The following is a 20,995-nucleotide window of genomic DNA, read 5'->3' on the forward strand; positions in this document are numbered from 1 at the left end:
GACAACGCCCTGCGCCACGGCGCGGGGCGGACCCGCGTGGCCGTCGCCGTCGGCGACAGGCGCCTGACCGTGCGGGTCAGCGACGACGGGCCCGGCGTGCCGGAGGACGCGCTGGCGCGCCTCACCGAGCCCTTCTACAAGGTCGACCGGGGCGGCGACGGGCTGGGTCTGGGCCTGGCGTTCGTGGCCCACGTCGCCCGCGCGCTCGGCGGCGAGCTGGCGCTGTCCAACACGGGCACCGGTCTCGAGGCGACGCTCAGCCTGCCGGTGGTGGCGCAGCAGGCGTGAGGGGCGGGGCGAGCCGCATCGAGCTCCAGACCGCCAGACCTCGCTGGCGGCTCGGCACCGGATGGCTCGAGCCCGGCTGACTCCCCGCCACCGAACCGATCGCGGGCCGAACGCTAGACCCGAACCAGGTCTGCTCTCGTTCTGGGTCTCCAACCCCCGTCCCGAACGCTCGTGAGCGGTTGCTTCAGCAGTGGCCCCCGCATACACTCATGAGCGGCACCTGAGAGACGAGGCCCGTGCAGCCCCGCCCGGGCCCGGATGCACAATCGGAGGGATATATCGTATGCGGTCCGTTTTGCGTGCTCTTTGCCTGGGGGCGATGGTCCTTGGCTGCACCGTCGTGGTGGCGCGGTCCTCGGCCGAGACCCCCGACCCGCCCGACGCCACGACGCTCGAAGCGGTGAGGCAGAAGGGCCAGGAAGTCTTCACGACCAACTGCATGGGCTGTCACGGACCGACGGGGGGCGGCGGCGTGGGCGTGCCGCTCGCAGGCAACGACTTCCTCGAGGACACCGAGTACGTCATCGAGCAGATCGTGTACGGCGGTGGCTTCATGCCCGGCTTCGGGCACCTCAGCGACGAAGAGATCGCTGCGGTGGCGACCTACGTGAGGACGAGCTGGGGCAACGACTTCGGGCTCGTGACCGTGGAAGAGGTCGCGGCGCACCGTTGAACGTAGTGGCCGGCTCGGCATACACGTCGCTTGGGCGGCGCGTGAGCGCCATTCGAGTCCAGAACCAGTTCCAGGTGGGAGGTAGGCATCGCATGAAGGCAACAAGGCTAGCTCTGGCGGTGATCACGGCCGTCGCCCTCGGCACATGTGCCGTTTGGGCCCAGGGTCCGGCGGTCCAATGGGAGCCGCTCACGATGGACCGGCTCCTCGACCCCGAGGCCGGTGACTGGATCAACGTCCGCCGGACGTACGACGGGGCGGGCTACAGCCCCCTGTCGCAGATCAACTCGGAGAACGTAGACCAGCTGCGCGTGGCATGGGCCTACTCGTTCTCGGACGACACTCGCTGGGCGCCGAACCCGGTGGTGGCCAACGGCATCATCTACGTCTCCGAGAGCGGCGGCAAAGTGCACGCCATCGACGCCGCGACCGGGCGCGCCGTCTGGGTGTACCAGCGCCAGCTGCCCGAGGACATCAGCGTGTCGCAGGCGTTCAACCGCGCCCGCGGCGTGGCCGTGGCCTACGACAAGGTCTACTACGGCACCGCCGATTCTTACCTGGTGGCTCTCGACGCCCGCACCGGCGAGGTCGTCTGGGAGACGATGACAGGTGACTACAAGACCGGGCGCGGGCACAGCCACCCGCCGATCGTCGCCGACGGCAAGGTCATCATCGGGATGAACGGCGGCGAGTTCAAGACGCGCGGCACGGTGCAGGCCTTCGACGCCGAGACCGGCGAGCTCGTGTGGCAGGTCTACACGGTGCCGGAGCGCGGTGAGCCCGGCTCGGAGACCTGGGCCGAGGAGGACGAGATCTGGGGCGGCGCCACCTGGGGGACACCCACTTACGACCCGGAGACGCAGACCGTCTACATCGCCACGGGTCAGCCGCTGCCCTGGTCGGGTCTCCTGCGCGGCCCGGGGGACAACCTGTACACGAACTCGATCCTCGCGCTCGACGTCGACACGGGCGAGATGAAGTGGTACTTCCAGACCCTACCGCACGACTACTGGGACCTCGACTCGCCGTTCGAGAGCGTCCTGGTGGACCTCGAGATCGACGGCGAGGTGAGGAAGGCTCTCGTCCACCACACGAAGACGGGCTGGGGCATCGTGCTCGACCGCGTGACGGGCGAGTTCCTACACGCCTATCAGATCGCTTACCAGAACGTCATCGAAGGCTGGGATGAGAACGGGCGCCCGATCTTCAACCCTGAGGCCAGGCCTGGCTACGACGCCCAGAACTCCGGCGAGCGCTTCTTCACCTGTCCCCACCTGCACGGCGCCAGGAACGTCCATCAGACGAGCTACAGCCCTGACACCGGCTTGATCTACCAGGGCGTGAACAACCACTGCATGAACGTCGAGTACGTCGACGCGGAGTACCGCCCAGGCCGTCTGTGGGTCGGCTTCCGCTACGACACCGTTCTGGCACCCGGCTACGACCACGTGGGCGAGTTCGCGGCTTTCGACCCCGCCACGGGCGAGAGGAAGTGGACGTACGTCACGGAGAGCGGCGCCCCGATGTCGGCGTCGGCGCTCACCACCGCCGGCAACCTCGTCTTCGGCGGCACCACCGACCGCGAGTTCTTCGCGCTCGACGCCACCACCGGCGAGCTGCTCTGGAGCATCACGCTCAACGGCGACGTCACCGGCTCTCCCATCACCTTCATGGTCGACGGCAAGCAGTACGTCGCGATCGGCGCCGGCGGCACCGTGGCCGCCTCCACGTCGTTCGCCCCGCTCGTCGGCCTGAGGACGCAGCCCGGTTCCGGCGTGCTCTGGGTCTTCGAGCTGCCCGAGTCCGCGACGTCGAACTGACAACGCTTCCCACACGGCTCCGCGTCCCCATAGCGGGGACGCGGAGCCGCACGTATTCCAGTCCCCGCGAACAGAGGACGAAGATCTTCCCACGCGCGATGCTCATGATTCGCCTGTTATCTGCCCTCCTAGTCATCTCTTGCGCGTCCACGGCGTTCGCCAGGTGGGAACTGCGCGTCTGCCAGGACCCGAACCAGCTCCCGTTCTCAAACCGTGCAGGGGAAGGCTTCGACAACCGCATAGCCGCACTGCTGGCCGAGGAGATGGGGGCGGACCTCGTCAGCGTCTGGGTCCCGCTGGAGGCCCTCGAGTACGTCAGGTCCGACCTGCTCGACACGGGCAGGTGCGACGCAGTCATCGGCATCGAGGACACCGTCGAAGGCTTCCTGACCACGGTCGTCTACTACCGCAGCGCCTACACGTTCGTGTCGCGGGAGGAGAGCGGACTCGACCTGAGCTCGCTCGACGACCCGAGGCTGGCCCACCTCCGCATAGGCCTGGAGAAGGCCGGTATAGCCCCGCACCACGTGCTCCTGGGCATCGGCCTGCGGCAGAACCTCACGATCGTCGGCGCCGGCGACTACGACGACCCGAGCTACCTAGCCGCGCCGGTGAAGGCCGTGGAGGAGGGCCTCGTTGACGTCGCCCTGGTCTGGGGCCCCGTGGCGGGGTACTTCGCGAGAGCATCCGCAGTACCGCTCGAGGTCACCCCCGTCACCCCCGAGGTCTATCTGCCCTACCTCCTGATGGCCCACAACATGGTCATCGGAGTGCGGCCGGGCGACGAGTCCCTACGAGACCTCTTCAACGAGGCGCTGGCCAGGCGCTGGGACGACGTCCAGGCGATCCTCGCCGAGTACGGGGTGCCGCTCTCGCCGGTTCCCCCGCCCGTAGCCCCTGCTACGGACGACGCCGTGTACAGGGTCGGGCTCGTGGTCCCCATGACCACGAGCTCCAGGACCGACCTACGCGAGGTTGCCGGGCAGGCAGCCGCTCTAGGGGCTCGTCTGGCGGAGGAGGCAGACTCTTCTGGCCTCCAGCTCGACGTGCTCTTCGCCAGCGCGCCGGACGCCGAGGCCGCGGTGCGAGCCGCCCGCCGGCTCGTCGACGCCCAGGGCGTCCGCGCTCTGATAGGCGGCGTGGGCGACGACCAGGCCCGGGTGCTCGCCCGCGTGGCGGAGGAGGAGGGACTGGTCTTCCTCAACGTCGGTTCCGCCGACCAGTCGCTGCGTGCCACCCCGCCAAGCACGACGTTCCACGTCGAGGCGAGCGAGGAGATGTACCTCGGCGCGACCCTAGATCACTACGCGGCTCTAGGCGTCGAGACCTGGGCGGTCGTCCATCCCGACAGTCCCGAGGGGCAGCGGTGGTTGGCCCTGGCCGTGAAGCACATCGGCGGCCAAGGGGATCTAGTCACCCTGGACGTCGTCGCGGTCGGCGCCGACCAGGTCGCTTTCACCGCGGAGATCTCCCGCCTGCTTGAGCGGGGCGCGGAGGGCGTCCTGGCCCTGCTCCCGCAACGCCAGCTCGAGTTCTTCCTCACCCAGCTCCAAACGTTCGGCACCGACGTCGTCGTCGCGGCTCTCCCCGACCCGCTCAGCCAGTCGCGCGAGGGCCTCGCCTCCCTCACGGCCGCGGGAGGAAGAGTCGGCGCGCACCCGCGTCTGGCGCTGTGGGAGACCACTCTGCCCATGGAGGAAGCTCGGCAGCTCGTGGAGCTGTTCGAGGGTCGTTGGGGTAGGCCGATGGACCCGAGCGCCTGGGCCGCCTACGCTGCGGTGGAGATACTCCGCGCGGCCGTCGAAGAGGTCGGCGACTCCACGTCCGCGGTCGCGGGACGCCTGCTCTCGCCCACCTTCTCGATAGATGTCCACAAGGGCAGACCTCTCACCTTCGAGGCCGACACGCATCAGCTCCTCCAGCCGCTGTACGTCGTCGAGACTGACGCTGACGGGCGCTACGACCCGACGCTCGCGGGTCTCACGGCAGTGGCTCGCTTCGTGGCCGTGGCGCCGTGAGCTAGGCGTGCGTGGGCGCCGCCCGCGTGTGAGCTCGCGTACCCCGTAGGCCCGCCGCTCGCCCTCGGTCCCCTCGCCTCACTCCCCCACGACGGGCGCTGGGCGCTCCTGCGAGCTCGGCCCCTCGTCGCCGTTCACGACGGGCCAGCCGTCCACCCACTCGATCCTGTCGATGAGCACGGGTCGCCGCGTGGCGCCGTAGCGGAGGAGCGGCTGCTCCGGGTCGACGGCATGGTAGACGAGCCAGTCGTCGCCGGCGTCGTCGGTCGCCACGGCGGCGTGCCCCGGACCCACCCAGGCGTCGTTCCTGTAGAGGACGATGCGTCCGCCGCCGGAGCGCAGGTTCCGACCCAGGTCGTCAACGTACGGCCCCAGCAGCGACTCGGAGCGGCCCACCCACGTGGCGTAGGTCGAGCTCGCCCCCTCGCAGCACGACCCCGACGAGAGGATCAGGTAGTAGTAGCCGTCCCTCTCGATCACGTAGGCCGCCTCGAAGCGCGTGTCGGCCAGCCTGACCGGCTCGCCGGCCGGCGCCGTGCCGTCGGCGGAGAGGGTCACGGCGTAGATGCCGTGGAAGCTGCCCCAGACCAGCGTGCGCGTGCCGTCCTCCGCCACGTGGTGGAAGGGGTCAATCGAGTTGCGCACGCCGATGTCCTCGGAGCAGAACACGGGCCGACCGAGGTCCTCCCACGGCCCGCCGGGCGACGGCGCGCGCGCCAGGCCGATGCAGGGGTTCGGGTCTCCCCACGTCGAGTAGCTGTAGTAGAGGTGGTAGACGCCTTCGACGACGCTGACGTCGGGCGCCCACAGGAAGCCGGACGACTTCCAGCTGGGCGGGAGCGCGAACACCTCGCCCACGTGCTCCCAGCTCACCAGGTCGCGCGAGCGGAAGATGGGCAGGTAGCGCTCGAGGCCGTCGTCCCAGCGGTCCTGGGTGGCGTAGAGGTACCAGGTCCCGTCCTCGGCGCGGATCACGCTGGGGTCGGCCGCCACGGGCTCGATGACCGGGTTCACGTAGGTCTGCGCGGCGGCGGTCGCGACCATGCCGAGGGCGGCGGCGAGCAGGGCCCGCCTCAAGCCGGCTCCTCCTCGGAGGGTGCGCCCGCTGCGAGCTCCCGCGCGGTGCCCGGCCCCGCCGCGACCTCTCCCGTCGCAAGCTCCCGGTACGCGCGCGCCGCGTCGGTCTCCTGCCTGTCGCTCACCGTGGGGCGCAGGTGGTAGAGGCCCGCCGGGCAGACGAAGCCGGCGCGCCGCGTGAGCAGCGAGTCCCAGTCGACGTGGTCGAAGAGCGGCCACCAGGTGTAGCCCACGACGTCTGCGCCGCCGGACCTGGCCGCGGCGATCTCGCCCATGTTCCACTCGATCCACCTCCGCCTGACCTCGTCGCTGCCCGCGGCGCTCGACTCCGCCACGAACAGCGGCAGGCCGTAACGCCGGTGGTAGGCGAGCGTCGTCGCGGCCAGGCCCAAGGGCCGCCGCGCCGTCGTGACGACGGGCCGCCCGTCCTCGCCCACGTCGAGGTCGTGCTCGGTCTCCGGGTAGTAGTCGAGTCCGATCACGTCCACGCGGACCGGCTCGGCGGCGCAGCGCGCCAGCACCTCGCGCGGGAACCCCGCCCTGAGCAGCCACTCGTGGGTCTCCTGGCCGGGCACGGCCTTGCCCAGCAGCAGGTCGAACGCCGCGTAGCGCTGGAGCGTGCGGAACCCCGCCTCCTCCGCGACCTCGGGCCGCCGGGGGTGGAAGGTGTCGGCGCCGTCGTTCAGCCACACCTGCGTGTCGGGCGCCGCGTCCTCCAGCCGCCTGAGGCCCTCGTGGAGCGCCGTGACCACGGGCGCCAGGAGCCGCGCGAAGCCGTCCCTGCCCTCGAGGTGCGGGGGCCAGATGCCGAAGCCGGCCCTGAAGTAGACGCTGATGTACGGCTCGTTCCAGGGGGTGAGCTTGGTGACGACGCCGCGGTAGCGCCTGGCGAACGCCTCGAGGTAGGCCGCGTAGGCCTCGGGGAAGGCGGGGTCGAGGTAGCCCCCTGCCAGGTAGGCCGGCACGCCGAAGTGGACGAGGTCCCACACCGGCTCGAGGCCGAGCCGCTGCATCTCGTCTAGCACGGCGTCCACGCGGGTGAAGTCGTACTGGCCCGGCGCGGTCTCGACCTCGGGCCAGGTGAGGCCATAGCGGACGGCCGTCGCCCCCACCGCCGCGGCCAGGGCCAGGTCCTCGCGCCAGCGCTCGCGGTGGCCGGTCCAGGTCAGCTCGTCGACGTCCATGTCGGGGATGAGGGCGTTCTCGATGCCGACCAGCCACAGGAGGCCCCGCGGGCGCGCGGACGCGCCGTCGCCGGGGCGCGCGGACGGGCCGTCGCGAGTGTCCGCAGCGGCGAGGTCGGGCGCGCGCTCCTCAGTCATCCTTGAGCCCGGTGAGCGACATGCCCCTGATGAAGTAGCGCTGGGCGAAGAGGAAGGCGATCAGCACCGGCAGCGACGCGATGGCGGTGCCGGCCATGAGCTTGCCGTAGGCGGTCCAGTAGCGGCTGCTGAAGGTGGTGATGGCCACGGGGAGCGTCTGCATCTCGCCGTGCACGACGAACAGGGGCCAGACGTAGTTGTTCCAGGACGCCATGAACTGGAAGAGGCCCAGGGTCGCCATGGGGGCGACGAGGAACGGCAGCAGCACGTACCACAGCACCTGCAGGCTGTTGGCGCCGTCCAGGCGCGCGGCCTCCTCGAGCTCCCTGGGTATCGAGACGAAGAACTGCCGCATCAGGAAGACGCCGAAGGCGGCCGGCATGCCCGGCCAGATCAGCGCGTGGTAGGTGTCCACCCAGCCGAAGTCGATCATCATCAGGTAGTGCGGGATCAGGAAGATGATCCCGGGGATCATCATCGAGGCGAGGATCACCCAGAACCAGAACGTGCGCCCCCTGAACCGCATGCGCGACAGCGGGTAGGCCGTGATCACCGCGAGGGCGACGCTGCCCAGGGCGAACGCCAGCGAGGTGAAGAGCGAGTTGAACGTCCAGCGGGCGAAGTGGGCGTCGGGCGCCTCCAGGATCGCGCGGTAGTTCTCGAGCGTCGGCTCGTGCGGCCACCACTGGACCGGCCTGGCGACGGTGTCGGCCTCGCTCTTCAGCGAGGTCGTGACCATCCAGTAGATGGGCGCGAGGAACAGCACGGCGAGCACGCAGAGGAGTACGAAGCGCGGGACGTCGCGCCAGCGCGGACGGCCCTCGCGCCTGTCGACGCGCGTGCGCAGCGCGGCGGACGCGCGCGCCGCCGGGCCGGAGGCCGCGACGGTCGTCGAGCCGTACGCCGGGGCCCTGGCGCTCACGCCCTGCCCCTCCCCAGGTCGCGCAGCGTGAGGCGGAACTGGAAGCCCGTCACGACGAGGAGCAGCGCGCCGAACATCAGCGACATCGCCGCCGCCGAGCTGAACTGGAAGCGCGTGAACGCCTCCTCGGTGATGAACATCATCACGCTCTGGGTGGTGCGCAGCGGCCCGCCCGCCGTCATGACGTGCGGCTGGCCGAAGAGCTGGAACGACGCGATCGTCGTGGTGACGGTGGCGAACAGCGTCACGGGGTTGAGCTGCGGCCAGGTGACGTAGCGGAACTTCGCCCACGCGCCGGCGCCGTCTATGGCGGCGGCCTCGTAGTAGGCCTGCGGGATCGCGGCCAGCGCCGCCGAGTAGAGGACCATGTTGAACCCCACGGTCCACCAGACGGTCCCGACGATGATGGGCACCCAGGCCAGGCCGATCGTCGTGAGGAACGCGACCGGCTCGGTGAACGGCAGCATGTCGAGCAGCACGTTGATGAGGCCGGTGCGGTTCTCGAACATCCACTTCCACAGGAGGCCCATGACCGACACGGAGAGGATCGTGGGGAGGAAGAAGACCGCCCGGAAGAACGACCTGCCAGGGATGGGCCTGTGCAGCAGCAGGGCCAGGCCGAGGGCGCAGACGATGAGGAGGGGCGTGGTGATGACGGTGAAGAGCGCCGTGTTCCCCATCGTCTTCCAGAAGAACGTGAACTGCGGCGTCCCAGGGGTCAGCAGCCGGGTGTAGAACTCCGCCCCCACGAACGGCTGCTGGTCGGAGAGGATGTTCCAGCGGTGAAGGGACACGTAGATAGCGAAGCCGACGGGGTAGACGACGAAGACGAGGAACAGGACGGCGTGCGGCAGCAGATACAGGTACGGCTCGAGTGGATGGCCGTCCACGCGGGGCCGCAGGCGGCTCCGGCGCGCCGGCCGCGACGCGGCGGCCGCGGGTGCCACCACCGCCGTGTCGGTAGACGGTCCGCTCATCGGCACCTCCTGTGGGGCCGGCGGGCGCCCCTGCGTCGCGGAGGCGCCCACCGGCGTGGATGGGTCGTTACGGCAGGCTGAGGAGGCCCTCCTGGATGGCCGCCGCGGCCTCGCTCACGCCCTGCGAGAGGGCCTGGTCCACGGCGGTGCCGTGGAGCGCCGCCTCGAAAGCGGCGTCCCAGGCGCCGCGGAACTGCGCCAGGAACGGGAAGCCGGTGAGGACGTAGGTGTTGGCCATGGCGTCGGAAAGGGACGCCATCGGGTTCTCGGCGTACTCGGGGCTGCTCGCGACCTCGGGCTGGGTCGGCAGGCCGCCCGCCGTGGTCCACTTGAGGTTCTGCTCCGGCTGGGTCATCCAGCCGATGAACGTCATCGCGGCCTCGACCTTGGCCGGGTCGGGGTTGCGCTGCACCGGCAGGACCAGGTGCGAGGAGCCGCCCCAGGTCGCGTAGCGCTCGGTGCCGAGCTGCGGGAACGCGGCCACGCCGAAGTCGAGGCCGGCGTCGCGGTACTGCGAGAGCATCCAGACGCCGTTGAAGTTCATCGCGGCCACGCCCTGGCGGAACGCGTCGATCTCGCTGCCCTCGGTGGCGTCGGCAGGGCCGAAGTGGTGCTCGGAGCCGATGTCCACGAGGAACTGCACGGCCTCCTGGGCGGCCTCGGAGTCGAAGGTCGGCGCGTAGCCCTCGTCCGCCGAGCCGACGAACGTCACCCCGTTCTGGGCCGCGACGGCGTAGGCGATCGTCCCGCCCATCCACGGCGTGGGGATGCCGACGGCGTAGCGCTGCAGGCTCGACGGGTCGAAGCCGGGGTCACCCGGGTGGTTGCCGTTGGCGTCGACGGTGAGCGCCGTCGCCGCCTCCAGGAACTCCTCCCTGTTGCTGGGCGGGTCGTCGGGGTCGAGCCCGGCCTCCTCGAAGAGGTCCTTGTTGTAGTACATGACCAGCATCACCGAGTGGATGGGCACGCCGTAGACCTTGCCGTCGACGACGCCGGTCTCCCACAGCGAGGGGAAGAAACGCTCGCCCTCGACGCCCGCGGCGGCCAGCATGTCCGGCGTCATCTCCGCCACGGCGCCCCTGAGGATGAAGCCGGTGATCACGTCCTCGTTGAGGGCCACCACGTCGGGCGCCTGCCCGGCGGCGACGGCCGGCTCGAGCTGCTGGAACAGTGGTCCCCACGCGATGGCCTGGGCGGTCACGTGGATGTCCGGGTGGGTCGCGTTGAACTCGGCGACCAGCTCCTCCATCACGGGCAGGTCCGGCCCGGTGAAGCCGTGCCAGTAGGTGATCTCCACCTGCGCCAGCGCCGTTCCCCCGAGCGCCAGGCCGGCGACGATCGCCGCGATGAGCCTCGTCCTCAACTCCTTCATGCGTCCTCCTCCTGGCGGCCTTCCGCCGCCCGCGGATGGTCTCCCCCTTCGCCCGCCGACGCGCCCGGCCGGTCCTCGGGCGACGGCTCGCCGCGGGTGGCGCGGGCGATCGCCGCCGGGTCGGCCTTGGGCGTGCGGTCCATGGCGAGGAGCCCGTTGCGCTCCTGGAAGGTGTCGGTGAGCTGCGTGTAGCACCACCCCGCCAGCGCCGAGCCGTTCACGGACGCCGCCAGGCGCCGGTAGCGCTCGAGCAGCGCCGCGCCGTCCGGCACGGCGTCGTAGCCCCAGCCGGGCGCGCCGTCGTCGACCCTCACGCCGCCGAACTCGCTGAGCAGCACGGGCCTGCCGCCCGGGAGCGAGCCGTCGAGGAGCAGCCGCCTGCCCCCGGGGCGGTGCTCGTGCAGGGTCCGGACGATGGCCTCGGACGTCGCGTAGCGCGCGCCGATCGCGTCGGGGTCCGGGGTGTAGTCGTGGACGTTCACGAGGTCGGTGCCGAGCATCTCCCAGCCGTCGTTGCCCACGACCGGGCGGCTCGGGTCGAGCGCGCGGGTGAGGTCGGCCAGGCCGCGCACGAGGGCGCGCTGCGGCGCCGACAGCGGCAGGTCGGGCACGCCCCAGCTCTCGTTGAAGGGCACCCAGGCCATCACGCTGGGGTGGGGTGAGGCCTGCTCCACGGCAGCCAGCCAGGTCTGCGTGAGGCGCCGCGCGGCGACGGCGTCGAACGCGTAGGCGCTGGGGAGCTCGACCCACACCAGCAGACCCAGGTGGTCGGCCCAGGCGTAGAACCGCGGGTCCTCGAGCTTCTGGTGCTTGCGCACGCCGTTGAAGCCCAGCGCCTTGGCCAGCGCGACGTCGCGCCCGAGCGCGCCCGCGTCGGGGGGCGTGAGGTGGGTCTGCTCCCAGTAGCCCTGGTCGAGCGCCATCCGCAGGCGGTAGGGGCGCCCGTTGAGGAGCACGGCCCCGTCGCGCGCCTCCACGGTCCTCAGCGCGGTGCGCGTGCGGGCCTCGTCGACGACCTCGCCGTCGCGCTCTAGGGTCACCGTGACGTCGATGAGGTTCGGCGTCTCGGGCGTCCACAGGAACCGCGCCCGGGCGTCGTCGATCCCCGGGTCGGGCAGGTGGAGGCGGCGCCGCAGCAGGTGTCCGGAGACGGCGTAGCTGTCGTCGAGGAGCGTCTCGCCCGCGAGGTCGAGCCTCACGCGCGCGACGAGGCCGCCCCGCGCCGGTCCCTCGCCGGCCGGACGACCCGACGCGGACCCCACGCCGGCCAGGCGCAGCTCCATGTCGAGCGCGAAGGCCGCGAGGTCGGCGGTGAAGGCCACGCGCTCGACGCGGACCGCCGGCAGCGGCTCCCACCACACCGTCTGCCAGATGCCGGTCGTGCGCGGGTACCAGATGCTGTGGGGCTCGGGCAGCCAGTCCTGCTTGCCGCGGGGCTTGGACATGTCGTGCGGGTCGTCGACGCAGCGGACCAGGAGCTCGACGGGTCCGTCCTGCACGAGCTCGGTGACGTCGACGCCGAACGGCGTGTAGCCGCCCTCGTGGTGCGCCACGCGCTGGCCGGCGACCCAGACCGTCGTCTCCCAGTCGGCGGCGTTGAAGCGGAGGAACACGCGTCGTCCGCGCCACTCGGCGGGCAGCCTGAGGACGCGGCGGTACCAGACCGCCTGGTCGGGGCCGGGTGCCGCGGCGCCCGACGCCGGCGACTCGGGGGCGAACGGCACGACGATGGTGCTGCCCAGCACCGGCTCCCCTCCCGGCGGACCGCAGCCGAACTCCCACTCGCCGTCGAGAGACTGCCAGTCGGGGCGGGTCAGCGACGGGCGTGGGTGCCGGCGCGGGTCGTCCGCGGCGAGACCGAGCACCTGCCCCTCGAGCGGCTGCGGCGCCGCGACTGTTCCCTCGACCAAGGCGCGCCCTCCCGGATGAACGTTGCAACAAAACCTGTTGTAATCCGAGGTCAACTCTAGGCCGCTGCGAGGGCGCTGTCAACGACTTCGGCACGGCGACGAGGACGAGGTCGAGAAGGGCTCGGGAAACCGCCACCTCGCGGCCGCTTTCGTGCTAGGTTTTTCTGCAGCAAACACGCCGCGGGAGGGTCAGGGTGGCAGACCATGGCGGGCTCAGGACGCTGCGTCTAGACGTCGTCAGAGGGGGCGGCGAGGAGCGGGTCGAGGCGGTGCTGAAGGCGTTGGCGTCGACGACGCGACGCCGGATACTCGCCCTGCTGGCCGACAGGCTCCTCAACGTCACCGAGATCGCGCGGGCGCTGGGGCTGCCCGTCTCGACGGCGAACCTGCACGTGAACGCCCTCGAGGACGCCGGGCTCCTGCTCGCCGAGCACCGCCCCGCCAGCCGCGGGCTGCAGAAGGTCTGCACCAGGGCCTACGACAGCGTGGTCCTCGAGCTGCCCGGTCCCGAGCGGTCCCAGGAGTCGGGGGAGGTCGCGGAGGTCTCCATGCCCATCGGCGCGTTCGTGGACTGCGCCGCCGTGCCGTCGTGCGGCCTCGCCGGCGAGCTCGGCATCATCGGCATGCTCGACGACCCCGCCGCCTTCTACGACCCCGACCGCGTCCACGCGCAGCTCGTCTGGTTCCACCAGGGCCACCTCACCTACCGCTTCCCCAACCGCCTGCCGCCGCGGGCCGAGCTGCTGAGCCTCACCGTGAGCTGCGAGGTGTGCAGCGAGGCGCCCCTGCACCACGACGACTGGCCGTCCGACATCACACTGTGGGTCAACGGCGTCGAGGTCGGCACCTGGACGAGCCCCGCCGACTTCGGCGGCCAGCGCGGGAGCCTCACGCCCGAGTGGTGGGAGTCCCACAACTCCCAGTACGGGATGCTGAAGGTGTGGCGCGTCACGGCCGAGGGCTCCTGGATCGACGGCGTGCCGGGTACGGGCGCGACCCTCGCCGAGCTCGACGTCGCGGCCGCGCGCTGGATCGACGTGAAGATCGGGGTCAAGGAGGACGCCACCCACGTCGGCGGCCTCAACCTCTTCGGGCGCGGGTTCGGCAACTACCCGCAGGACCTCGTCCTGCGCCTGCGCTACCGCCAGCCCGAGCCGGCCGGGCGGAAGGGCACGGCTGTCGTCGGGGCGGTCACCGGCACGAGCGTCGCCGTCGGCCGGGAAGGTGGTTCGAGCGCGGGCGCAGCCCGAGCGCCCGACGGCGGCGCCGGGTCCGCCTCCACCGGGCCGGAGGCGCGCCCGTGAGCGCGACGCAGTTCCTCCCCGCGGAGCACCCGCACCGCCGCTACGACCCGCTGGGCGACAGGTGGGTCGTGGTGTCGCCGCACAGGACGAAGCGCCCCTGGCAGGGCCAGGTCGAGAGGCCGGCGCCGGACGACCGCCCCGCCTACGACCCTACCTGTTACCTCTGCCCCGGCAACGCGCGGGCGGGGGGCGGGACGAACCCGCGCTACCAGCACACCTTCGTCTTCACCAACGACTTCCCCGCCCTGGTGCCGGACGCGCCCGAGCCGCCGGCGGGCGACGCCGTCTTCCGCTGGGGCCGCGCGTCCGGCACGTGCCGCGTCGTCTGCTTCTCGCCGCGGCACGACCTCTCGTTCGCCGAGCTCGACGCGTCCGCCAGGGAGCGGGTCGTGGACGTCTGGGCCGAGCAGGTCGCGGAGCTCGAGCGCTCCTACCGCTGGGTGCAGGTCTTCGAGAACAGGGGCGCGGCCATGGGCGCCTCGAACCCGCATCCCCACGGGCAGGTCTGGGCCATCGACGCGGTGCCGACCGAGGCCGCGCGCGAGCTCGAGACGCAGCGAGCCCACCTCGCCGCCCACGGGTCCCCCCTGCTCCTCGACTACGCGAGGGCCGAGCTGGCGCGGGGCGAGAGGGTCGTGGCCGCGAACGAGGCCTGGCTCGCCGTCGTGCCCTTCTGGGCGACGTGGCCCTACGAGCTGCTGATCGTCCCGCACGCCCGGCACGTGGCCCGCCTGCCCGACCTCCACGCGGGGGAGCGCGCCGCGCTGGCGCGCCTCTGCGGCGAGGCGTTCGCCAGGCTCGACAACCTCTTCGCGACGAGCTTCCCCTACACCTTCGGCTGGCACGGCGCCCCCGCGCGCACGCCGGGCACCGAGGGATGGCAGCTCCACGCCCACGTCTACCCCCCGCTCCTGCGCTCGGCGACGGTGCGCAAGTTCATGGTCGGCTTCGAGATGCTGGCCGAGCCGCAGCGCGACATCACGCCGGAGCAGGCGGCGGCGCGCCTCGCGGCGCTGCCGGCGGTCCACTACCGGAGCGGCACGTGAGGCCCGCCCGCGAGAGGGCGCTCGCGGCCTTCGCCGCGGCGTACGGGCGCGAGGCGACGCACCTGGCCTGGGGGCCGGGCCGGGTGAACCTCATCGGCGAGCACACCGACTACAACGACGGCTTCGTCCTGCCCATGGCGCTCGAGCGCCGCGCCTACCTGGCCTTCGCCCCTCGGCACGACGGCGCGGTGCGGCTCGTCGCCACTGACCTCGGCGCCGAGGGCGCCTTCACCCTGGCGGAGGTGGCGCCGGGCACGCCGCCGCGCGCCGCGGCGCCCGGGGCCGGCCAGGCGAGCTGGCTCGACTACCCGAAGGGCGTCGCCTGGGCCCTGGCGCACGACCTCGGCGCGGGCGCGCTGGCGGGCTTCGACGGCGCCCTGGCGTCGGACGTGCCGCGCGGCGCCGGCCTCTCGTCCTCGGCCGCCGTCGAGCTGGCGGTGGCGGCGGCGCTGCTCAGGCCGCACGAGGCGGGACCGGAGGGCTGGGACGTGCGCGCGGTGGCCCGCGCCGCCCAGCGCGCAGAGAACGCCTGGGTGGGCGTGGCCACGGGGATCATGGACCAGCTCGTCGGCGCGGCGGCGGTGGCGGGCTGCGCCCTGCTGATCGACTGCCGGGACCTGTCGTTCGAGCCGGTCCCCCTGCCGGACGACGTGGCCGTGGCCGTGCTCGACACCGGCACGCGGCGAGGCCTCGTGGGCAGCGCCTACGACGACAGGCGCGCCGCCTGCGAGCGCGTGGCCGCCGCCCTCGGCGCGCCGGCGCTGCGCGACGTCACTATCGCCGACCTGCGCGCCTCCGCCCACAGGCTGGACGCCACCGACCTGAGGCGGTCCGAGCACGTCGTGGCCGAGATCGCGCGGGCCCTGGCCGCCGCCGACGCCCTCGAGGCCGGCGACGCCACGGCCTGCGGCCGCCTCATGGACGAGAGCCACGCGAGCCTGCGGGACCTCTTCGAGGTGTCGTCGCCGGCGCTCGACGCGATCGTCGCGGCGGCGCGCGCCGCGCCCGGCTGCCTGGGGGCGCGCATGACGGGCGCGGGCTTCGGCGGCTGCGCCGTGGCGCTGGTGGAGGCAGCCGCCGTGGACGGCTTCGCCACCGCCACCCGCGACGGGTACGAGCGCGCCACGGGGACAGCTGCCACGGTGTACGTGAGCGCCGCCGGCCCGGGGGCGGGCGCGACGGCGCTGTGAGGGTCGGCCCGATCCGGTAGGGCGCGGGCTGGCGCCGCTACCCGAGGACCGCCGGTTGAGTGCCCCGGGCCCGTAGGCCCGGGGCACTGAATGGTGCCTTCTCGACCGCCTAGTCGGGGAGCGTGAACACGTAGAGGGTCGAGCCCGGCCGCGAGTAGCGGCTAGCGGCGTCGGGCGGTTCGTCGTAGGCGACCTCCCGCGAGGACGGCGCGGAGCTCGAGATGATCGCGATGTACTGCTTCCCGTCGGGACCCAGGAAGCTGATCGGGCTGTTGCGGAACCCGGACCCGGCCCGGAACTGCCACAGCAGCTCGCCGGTGGTGGCGTCGTAGAAGTCGACGGTGCCGAGCTGCGAGCCCTGGATCAGCAGGTTGCCCCCGGTCGTGAAGACGGGACGCTTGTTGCCCGCCCTCAGCATGTCGACGCTCCACACCTCCTCGCCGGTCGCGGGGTCGACGGCCCACAGCTTCCCCGGGTTGCCCTTGGTCGTGAAGCCGCCGGAGACGAACAGCGTCCAGCTCTGGCCGGGCACGTACTCGCCCTTGCGCATGCCGTAGTTCTCGCCGCACGAGTTGTGGCCGGTGAAGTAGAAGAGGCCGGTCTGCGGCGAGTACGACTGCTGCTCCCAGTTGCCGCCGGAGAACGGGCAGAGCAGCTCGACGTTGCCGCCCGTGTAGGCGATCGCCTCGGGACGGAACCTGGGGCGGCCCGTCTCCATGTCGATGCCGTCGGCCCACGTCACGTTGGTCCACGCCCAGGGTTCCACGAGGATCTCGCCTGTCAGGCGGTCGAAGACGTAGACGTAGCCGTTGCGGTTCTGGTGCACCAGCGCCTTCCTGAGCTCACCGCCGATCTCGAGGTCGACGACGAGGAAGCCCGCCGGGGAGTCGTAGTCCCACTGGTCCTGCGGTGTCAGGGAGTAGGCCCAGACGAGCTCACCCGTCGTCGCGTCGCGCGCCAGCACCGAGGCGCAGTACTTGTTCGTGTACTTGTCCAGGCCCGGCGCGGTGGCCGGGTCGCGGCGGTAGTCGGGGTTCCACGGCGCACAGTTGCCGGTGCCGTAGTAGAAGAGATCCGACTCGGGGTCGTAGGTGAACCAGCCCCAGATCGAGGCGCCGCCGCGCTTCCACGAGTCGCCGTACCACGTGCTGACGCCGACGTCTTCGACCTTGTCGTCCGGGTAGAACGGCTTGAACCTGTCGGTGATCAGCATGTCCTCGTCCGGACCGATGTTGTAGGCGCGCCACAGGCGCTCGCCGTCATCGAGCGCGTACGCCGTGACGTGGCCCCTGATCGCGTACTCGGCACCGGCCACGCCGACGATCACGTGGTCGTGCACGACCAAGGGGGCCGTGGTCATGGTCTCGCCGATAGACAGGTCGGCGTTCTGGACCTTCCAGACCTCCTGGCCGGTCTCGGCGTCGAGCGCGATGACCTGGCCGTCGAGCGTGTTGATGATGACCTTGCCCTCGCCGTACGCGAGCCCCCTGGTCTGCGCGCCGCAGCAGGCCCTGGCGATGGCCGTCTCGAGCTCCGGCTGATCGGCGACGTAGCTCCACTTGATGCGGCCGCTGTCGCCGAGGTCCAGGGCGTAGACCGTGTTCGGCTTCGGAGTGACGAGGTACATGGTGTCGCCCACGACCAGCGGCTCGGCCTCGTGGTTGTCGAGGATGCCCGTCTGGAACGTCCAGGCCACCACAAGGTCCTGGACGTTCGAGGTGTTGATCTGGTCGAGAGGGCTGTAGTTCCAGCCCGCGTAGTTGCCGTTGTTGATGGGCCAGTTCGCGGGGTCCTGCTGCAGCCTGAGCTGGTCCTCGTTGGCGAACGCCCAGGCCGTCAGCCCCAGTGCGGCTGCGGCGACCAGGAGTAGGCGCCGCGCTCCGCTCACGCGACCGTTGGCTACGACTCGACTCGACATGCTCTCACTTCCATGCTCGCCCTCGCGCGCGGCCGTCGGCACCGTCCCGCCGGAGGCCGACCGCACACGCCCGTTCCAGCCCCTCATCGCCTCGCCGCCACGTCGGACTCGGTGACGGGCCCGAACGAGTTGCCCCACGAGTTCCTGACGAACGTGGCGACGGCCGCGATCTGCTCGTCCGTCAGCGCTTCGCCGAACGGGGGCATGCCGTGGTCCTCACGCCCGAAGAGGATCGTCGGCAATATGACGTCCATATCGCCGACGTTCGGGTTGCCGGCGAGAGCCGGCCCCACCAGGCCTTGGCCCTGGTCGCCGTGGCATGTAGAGCAGTTGCCGGCGAACAGCTCCTCGCCCTGCTGCATGACGGCCGTTGCGGGCGCGGCCTGACCGCCCCCGGCCTCCGCCTCTTCCTCCTCTTCCTCCGGGAGGTCCTCCGGCAACCTGACACCGCTGGAGCTGATGAGGAAGAACACGTCGCCGAGTGTCTGGCCGTAGGTGTCGCCAGGCTCGGCGTCCCTGGCGTGGTAGTAGAGCGGCCAACCGGCGAACGTCGCCTGGTAGCTGCCGTCCCGCCGCACGGTCGTGCCCAGCAGCGAGCCCACGACGCCGGGTCCCGCCGTGACCTCGCGCGTCGGCACCGTGTAGGGCGGCCAGTTGACCTCGCACTGCCCGTAGCAGGTGCTCACGCCAGCCGCGTCGCGCAGGTAGATGTACAGGCTCATCCCCGCCGGGTCGGTCAGGTAGTCGGCGCGTTCGGCGACCATGACCGTGGGCCCGCCTGCCTCCTGCGCCAGCCCCGCCGCGGCGAAAGCGCAGAGCGCTAGCAACACCAACGTCTGTCTCGAGATCGCGACCAACTCCTTTCGCGACGGCCGTGGTCCGGCCGTCGGCCTAGGGTTCGGGCGCCGAGTGGCGGTATGTCAGCGTCCCCGCCCAAGAGAGTAGCACCGAGCGCGACGAGGCTCCAGCGCCCGCTGGCACGCGATCTTCCGCTGCCATTTAGCTGGAACGTCCTTCAGGGCGCCGCCGGGCAGGCTTCCTCGGAGACGAGCGCGGCGAGGTACTCGGGCGGCGGCAGGACGTCGCCGACCTGGGCCAGGTCCACGAGCCGGGACAGCTCCACCCCGTATTCGGCTTCGGGCGTCGGCTCGACCAGGTAGAGCTCCTGCACCAGCTGGTGTCGCTCGTCGAAGCGGGCCCCCTCCTTGCCGAACCGCGAACCGTCGACGACGTCGATGGTCCCGTCGCCGAGCAGGGCCTCCGCGGCGACGCGCACCGCGGTGTAGGCCGCCCAGCCGCTCGACTCGAGCGGGGCGCCCCAGCGGCCCCCGAACCTCCGGTTCAGGTCGCCGGCGGCGCCTCCGTCGAGGCTCGGGTCCCACAGCGCGACGCGAGGGAGGCCCAGCCCGCCGACGTTCGTCTCCGCCGCCAAGTAGTCGCGCGTCTGCGTTACCTGGTACGGGTAGGGGACCACGATCAGGTCGCCCAGCGAGCCGCTCGTCTGGGCGACGAACGGGATCTGGTCTCGCGGGCCGAGCAAAAGCATCACCGCGGTAGCGCCCGCGCCCTCGGCCGCGTCGATTACGTCCGTGTACAAGGCCCGACCCGGCTCCACGCCGAGGGCGCCAGTCACAGTGGCCCCTGCCGACGCGAGGACGCGCTGCGCCGCATCGAGGAGCGCGCGGCCGGAGTCGGTGTCCTCGAATACGACGTACCAACGCTGGTCGCCGGCGCTCGCCGCCATCGCGCTGAGGTACATGCCGCTGCTGGCCTCCACGCTGTAGGCGTGTCGGAAGCACGAGGGCGACCTCAGGGCCTCGGCGCTCGACCCGATGTTCAAGAACGGAACCCCGGCCTCCTCGGCGATGGCAGCCAGTACCAGCGCCTGCTCGTCGTTGATGCCGCCCACCAGCGCGTCCGCCCCGGCGGCGATCAAGCGCCGCGCGGCGCGCTCCGCCGCCTCCGCGCTGGGGGCGCTGGCCACCAGCACGGCCGGTGGCGCCTCGCCGGAGGGCGCGGCGGCGGCCAGGTCGCTCTCGGCGAGCAGCGCGCCGCGCCGGGCCGCCTCGCCGACGAGCTCGTAGAGGGACGCCTCGAGGGTGGGGACACCGAGCTGCGTGGGTGTCACGACGCCCACCTCCACGGAGGCCCGCGAGGTCCCGCTCACGACGGGCCTAACGCCGGGTACGAGCGGCACGCCGAACTCCGCCAGGACGGCCTGTATTTCGTCCCAACGCGCGGCGAGGGCGGCGTCGAGCATGTCCCGAAGCGAGGTGTCCCCCGGCCTCACGGCCATCGTCATCGGCAGCAGCATGGGACCGTACTGCAGGTCCACCTCGGGCTGCACGGGGGTGAGCTCGAGGGGCACGTCGGAGCGGGCCGCGTAGTAGGCGGCCACGGGACCCCATACCACCCCGACGTCCACGTCGCCGGCCGCCACTGCCTCCACCACGAGGCCGTGCTCGGTGAGAGGGGGAGCGAGGACGACGTTGGCGGCCAGTCTCCGACCGAGCAGCGCATTGTGCGGCGGAATGCCCACGTTCTGCACGCCGATGCGCAGGCTGGCCAGCCGCGGGTCGTCGAGAGACGAGACGTTCAAGTCGCGGTCGGCTCGCTCGACGAAGACGTAGGGGCTGCTGTAGTACGAGACGGTGGTGAGCAGCTCCTCGAAGCCGTCGGGGACGCCGAGGAGCACGTCGCACTCCCCCTCCCCGAGTCGGGCAGAGACGATCGTCGCGTCCTGGTACCACCAGTCGTAGGTGAGGTCGGCGTCCAGCTCCGCGGCGACCAGCTCGGCGATGCGGTTCTCGAACCCCGCCCCGGACTCGTCGGCGAACGGCAGGCTGTCGCCGTAGCCGCAGACCCTCAGCTCCCAGGCGCCGGCCCACGCGAAGGCACCGAGCGTCGCCGCCAGCATCGCGGCCCCGACCCCGGCGGCGCGCTTCGCCGCCCGCGCCAGGTGTGACCAGCGGAGGCGGCGAGCGGCCACGCTGCTACCCGCTCAGTCGAGGAAGTCGCGCAGCTTGCGCGTGCGGCTCTCGTGGTACTTGAGCTTGCGCAGCGCCTTGTTCTCGATCTGCCGTATGCGCTCGCGCGTGACGCCGAAGTGGCTGCCGACCTCCTCGAGCGTGTGCTCGCGGCCGTCGACGAGGCCCTTG

Annotated in this window: 17 protein-coding genes; 7 read left to right on the forward strand and 10 right to left on the reverse strand. The window is 71.7% G+C overall.

The genetic code is table 11. The features are described from left to right. The 4 genes from VF202_01235 to VF202_01250 all read left to right on the forward strand — a co-directional run. Window positions 1-288, forward strand: a 288-nt coding sequence (locus VF202_01235; protein HEX7038718.1) for a sensor histidine kinase, incomplete at its 5' end; no start/stop codon positions are given. A gap of 295 nt (window positions 289-583) precedes the next feature. Beyond that, the gene (locus VF202_01240; protein ID HEX7038719.1) at window positions 584-961 is read left to right on the forward strand and encodes a cytochrome c; all 378 of its coding nucleotides are present in this window, start codon (window positions 584-586) and stop codon (window positions 959-961) included. A gap of 92 nt (window positions 962-1,053) precedes the next feature. After that, window positions 1,054-2,781: a PQQ-dependent dehydrogenase, methanol/ethanol family gene (locus VF202_01245; GenBank protein ID HEX7038720.1), complete on the forward strand. Its 1,728-nt coding sequence runs from the start codon at window positions 1,054-1,056 to the stop codon at window positions 2,779-2,781. Window positions 2,782-2,879: 98 nt separating this feature from the next. Then, entirely contained in the window at window positions 2,880-4,799 is a 1,920-nt protein-coding gene (locus VF202_01250; protein ID HEX7038721.1) for an ABC transporter substrate-binding protein, read from the forward strand. 78 nt (window positions 4,800-4,877) lie between these two features. On the opposite strand, the gene VF202_01255 is transcribed toward VF202_01250, so the two are convergent. From VF202_01255 to VF202_01280, 6 genes are all read right to left on the reverse strand, one after another. Further along, on the reverse strand, window positions 4,878-5,876 hold the full coding sequence (locus tag VF202_01255) for a family 43 glycosylhydrolase (GenBank protein HEX7038722.1): 999 nt from the start codon (window positions 5,874-5,876) through the stop codon (window positions 4,878-4,880). Next, a complete protein-coding gene (locus VF202_01260) occupies window positions 5,873-7,198 on the reverse strand; it encodes a family 1 glycosylhydrolase (GenBank protein ID HEX7038723.1) in 1,326 nt (441 codons plus the stop codon). Before VF202_01260 ends, VF202_01255 begins: the two co-directional genes overlap by 4 nt. Beyond that, entirely contained in the window at window positions 7,191-8,120 is a 930-nt protein-coding gene (locus tag VF202_01265) for a carbohydrate ABC transporter permease (GenBank protein HEX7038724.1), read from the reverse strand. The genes VF202_01260 and VF202_01265 overlap by 8 nt, the downstream gene beginning before the upstream one ends. Then, on the reverse strand, window positions 8,117-9,097 hold the full coding sequence (locus tag VF202_01270) for a sugar ABC transporter permease (protein HEX7038725.1): 981 nt from the start codon (window positions 9,095-9,097) through the stop codon (window positions 8,117-8,119). Before VF202_01270 ends, VF202_01265 begins: the two co-directional genes overlap by 4 nt. A 67-nt stretch (window positions 9,098-9,164) precedes the next feature. Next, a complete protein-coding gene (locus VF202_01275) occupies window positions 9,165-10,469 on the reverse strand; it encodes an ABC transporter substrate-binding protein (protein ID HEX7038726.1) in 1,305 nt (434 codons plus the stop codon). Beyond that, window positions 10,466-12,379 (reverse strand): glycoside hydrolase family 2 TIM barrel-domain containing protein, encoded by a 1,914-nt coding sequence (locus VF202_01280; protein HEX7038727.1) that lies wholly within the window; start codon window positions 12,377-12,379, stop codon window positions 10,466-10,468. Before VF202_01280 ends, VF202_01275 begins: the two co-directional genes overlap by 4 nt. Window positions 12,380-12,573: 194 nt before the next feature. On the opposite strand from VF202_01280, the gene VF202_01285 reads away from it, so the two are divergent. Genes VF202_01285 through galK form a run of 3 tightly spaced genes read left to right on the forward strand, consistent with a single transcriptional unit; the run spans window position 12,574 to window position 15,919 of the window. Further along, window positions 12,574-13,683, forward strand: coding sequence for a helix-turn-helix domain-containing protein (locus VF202_01285; GenBank protein HEX7038728.1), 1,110 nt, complete (start codon window positions 12,574-12,576; stop codon window positions 13,681-13,683). Next, a complete protein-coding gene (locus VF202_01290; GenBank protein HEX7038729.1) occupies window positions 13,680-14,729 on the forward strand; it encodes a UDP-glucose--hexose-1-phosphate uridylyltransferase in 1,050 nt (349 codons plus the stop codon). Before VF202_01285 ends, VF202_01290 begins: the two co-directional genes overlap by 4 nt. Next, complete coding sequence (galK, locus tag VF202_01295) at window positions 14,726-15,919, forward strand: galactokinase (protein ID HEX7038730.1); 1,194 nt, start codon at window positions 14,726-14,728, stop codon at window positions 15,917-15,919. Before VF202_01290 ends, galK begins: the two co-directional genes overlap by 4 nt. Before the next feature lie 109 nt (window positions 15,920-16,028). Here galK and VF202_01300 read toward each other — a convergent pair whose 3' ends face one another. The 4 genes from VF202_01300 to VF202_01315 all read right to left on the reverse strand — a co-directional run. Next, window positions 16,029-17,807, reverse strand: a complete 1,779-nt coding sequence (locus VF202_01300; protein HEX7038731.1) for a PQQ-dependent dehydrogenase, methanol/ethanol family — start codon at window positions 17,805-17,807, stop codon at window positions 16,029-16,031. Window positions 17,808-17,920: 113 nt separating this feature from the next. Continuing rightward, window positions 17,921-18,667, reverse strand: a complete 747-nt coding sequence (locus VF202_01305) for a c-type cytochrome (protein HEX7038732.1) — start codon at window positions 18,665-18,667, stop codon at window positions 17,921-17,923. Between the two features lie 185 nt (window positions 18,668-18,852). Beyond that, the gene (locus VF202_01310) at window positions 18,853-20,826 is read right to left on the reverse strand and encodes an ABC transporter substrate-binding protein (GenBank protein ID HEX7038733.1); all 1,974 of its coding nucleotides are present in this window, start codon (window positions 20,824-20,826) and stop codon (window positions 18,853-18,855) included. Between the two features lie 12 nt (window positions 20,827-20,838). Beyond that, window positions 20,839-20,995: sigma factor-like helix-turn-helix DNA-binding protein (locus tag VF202_01315; protein HEX7038734.1), on the reverse strand; the 157-nt coding region annotated here is incomplete at its 5' end.

Source organism: Trueperaceae bacterium, assembly GCA_036381035.1.
Taxonomy (GTDB): domain Bacteria; phylum Deinococcota; class Deinococci; order Deinococcales; family Trueperaceae; genus DASRWD01.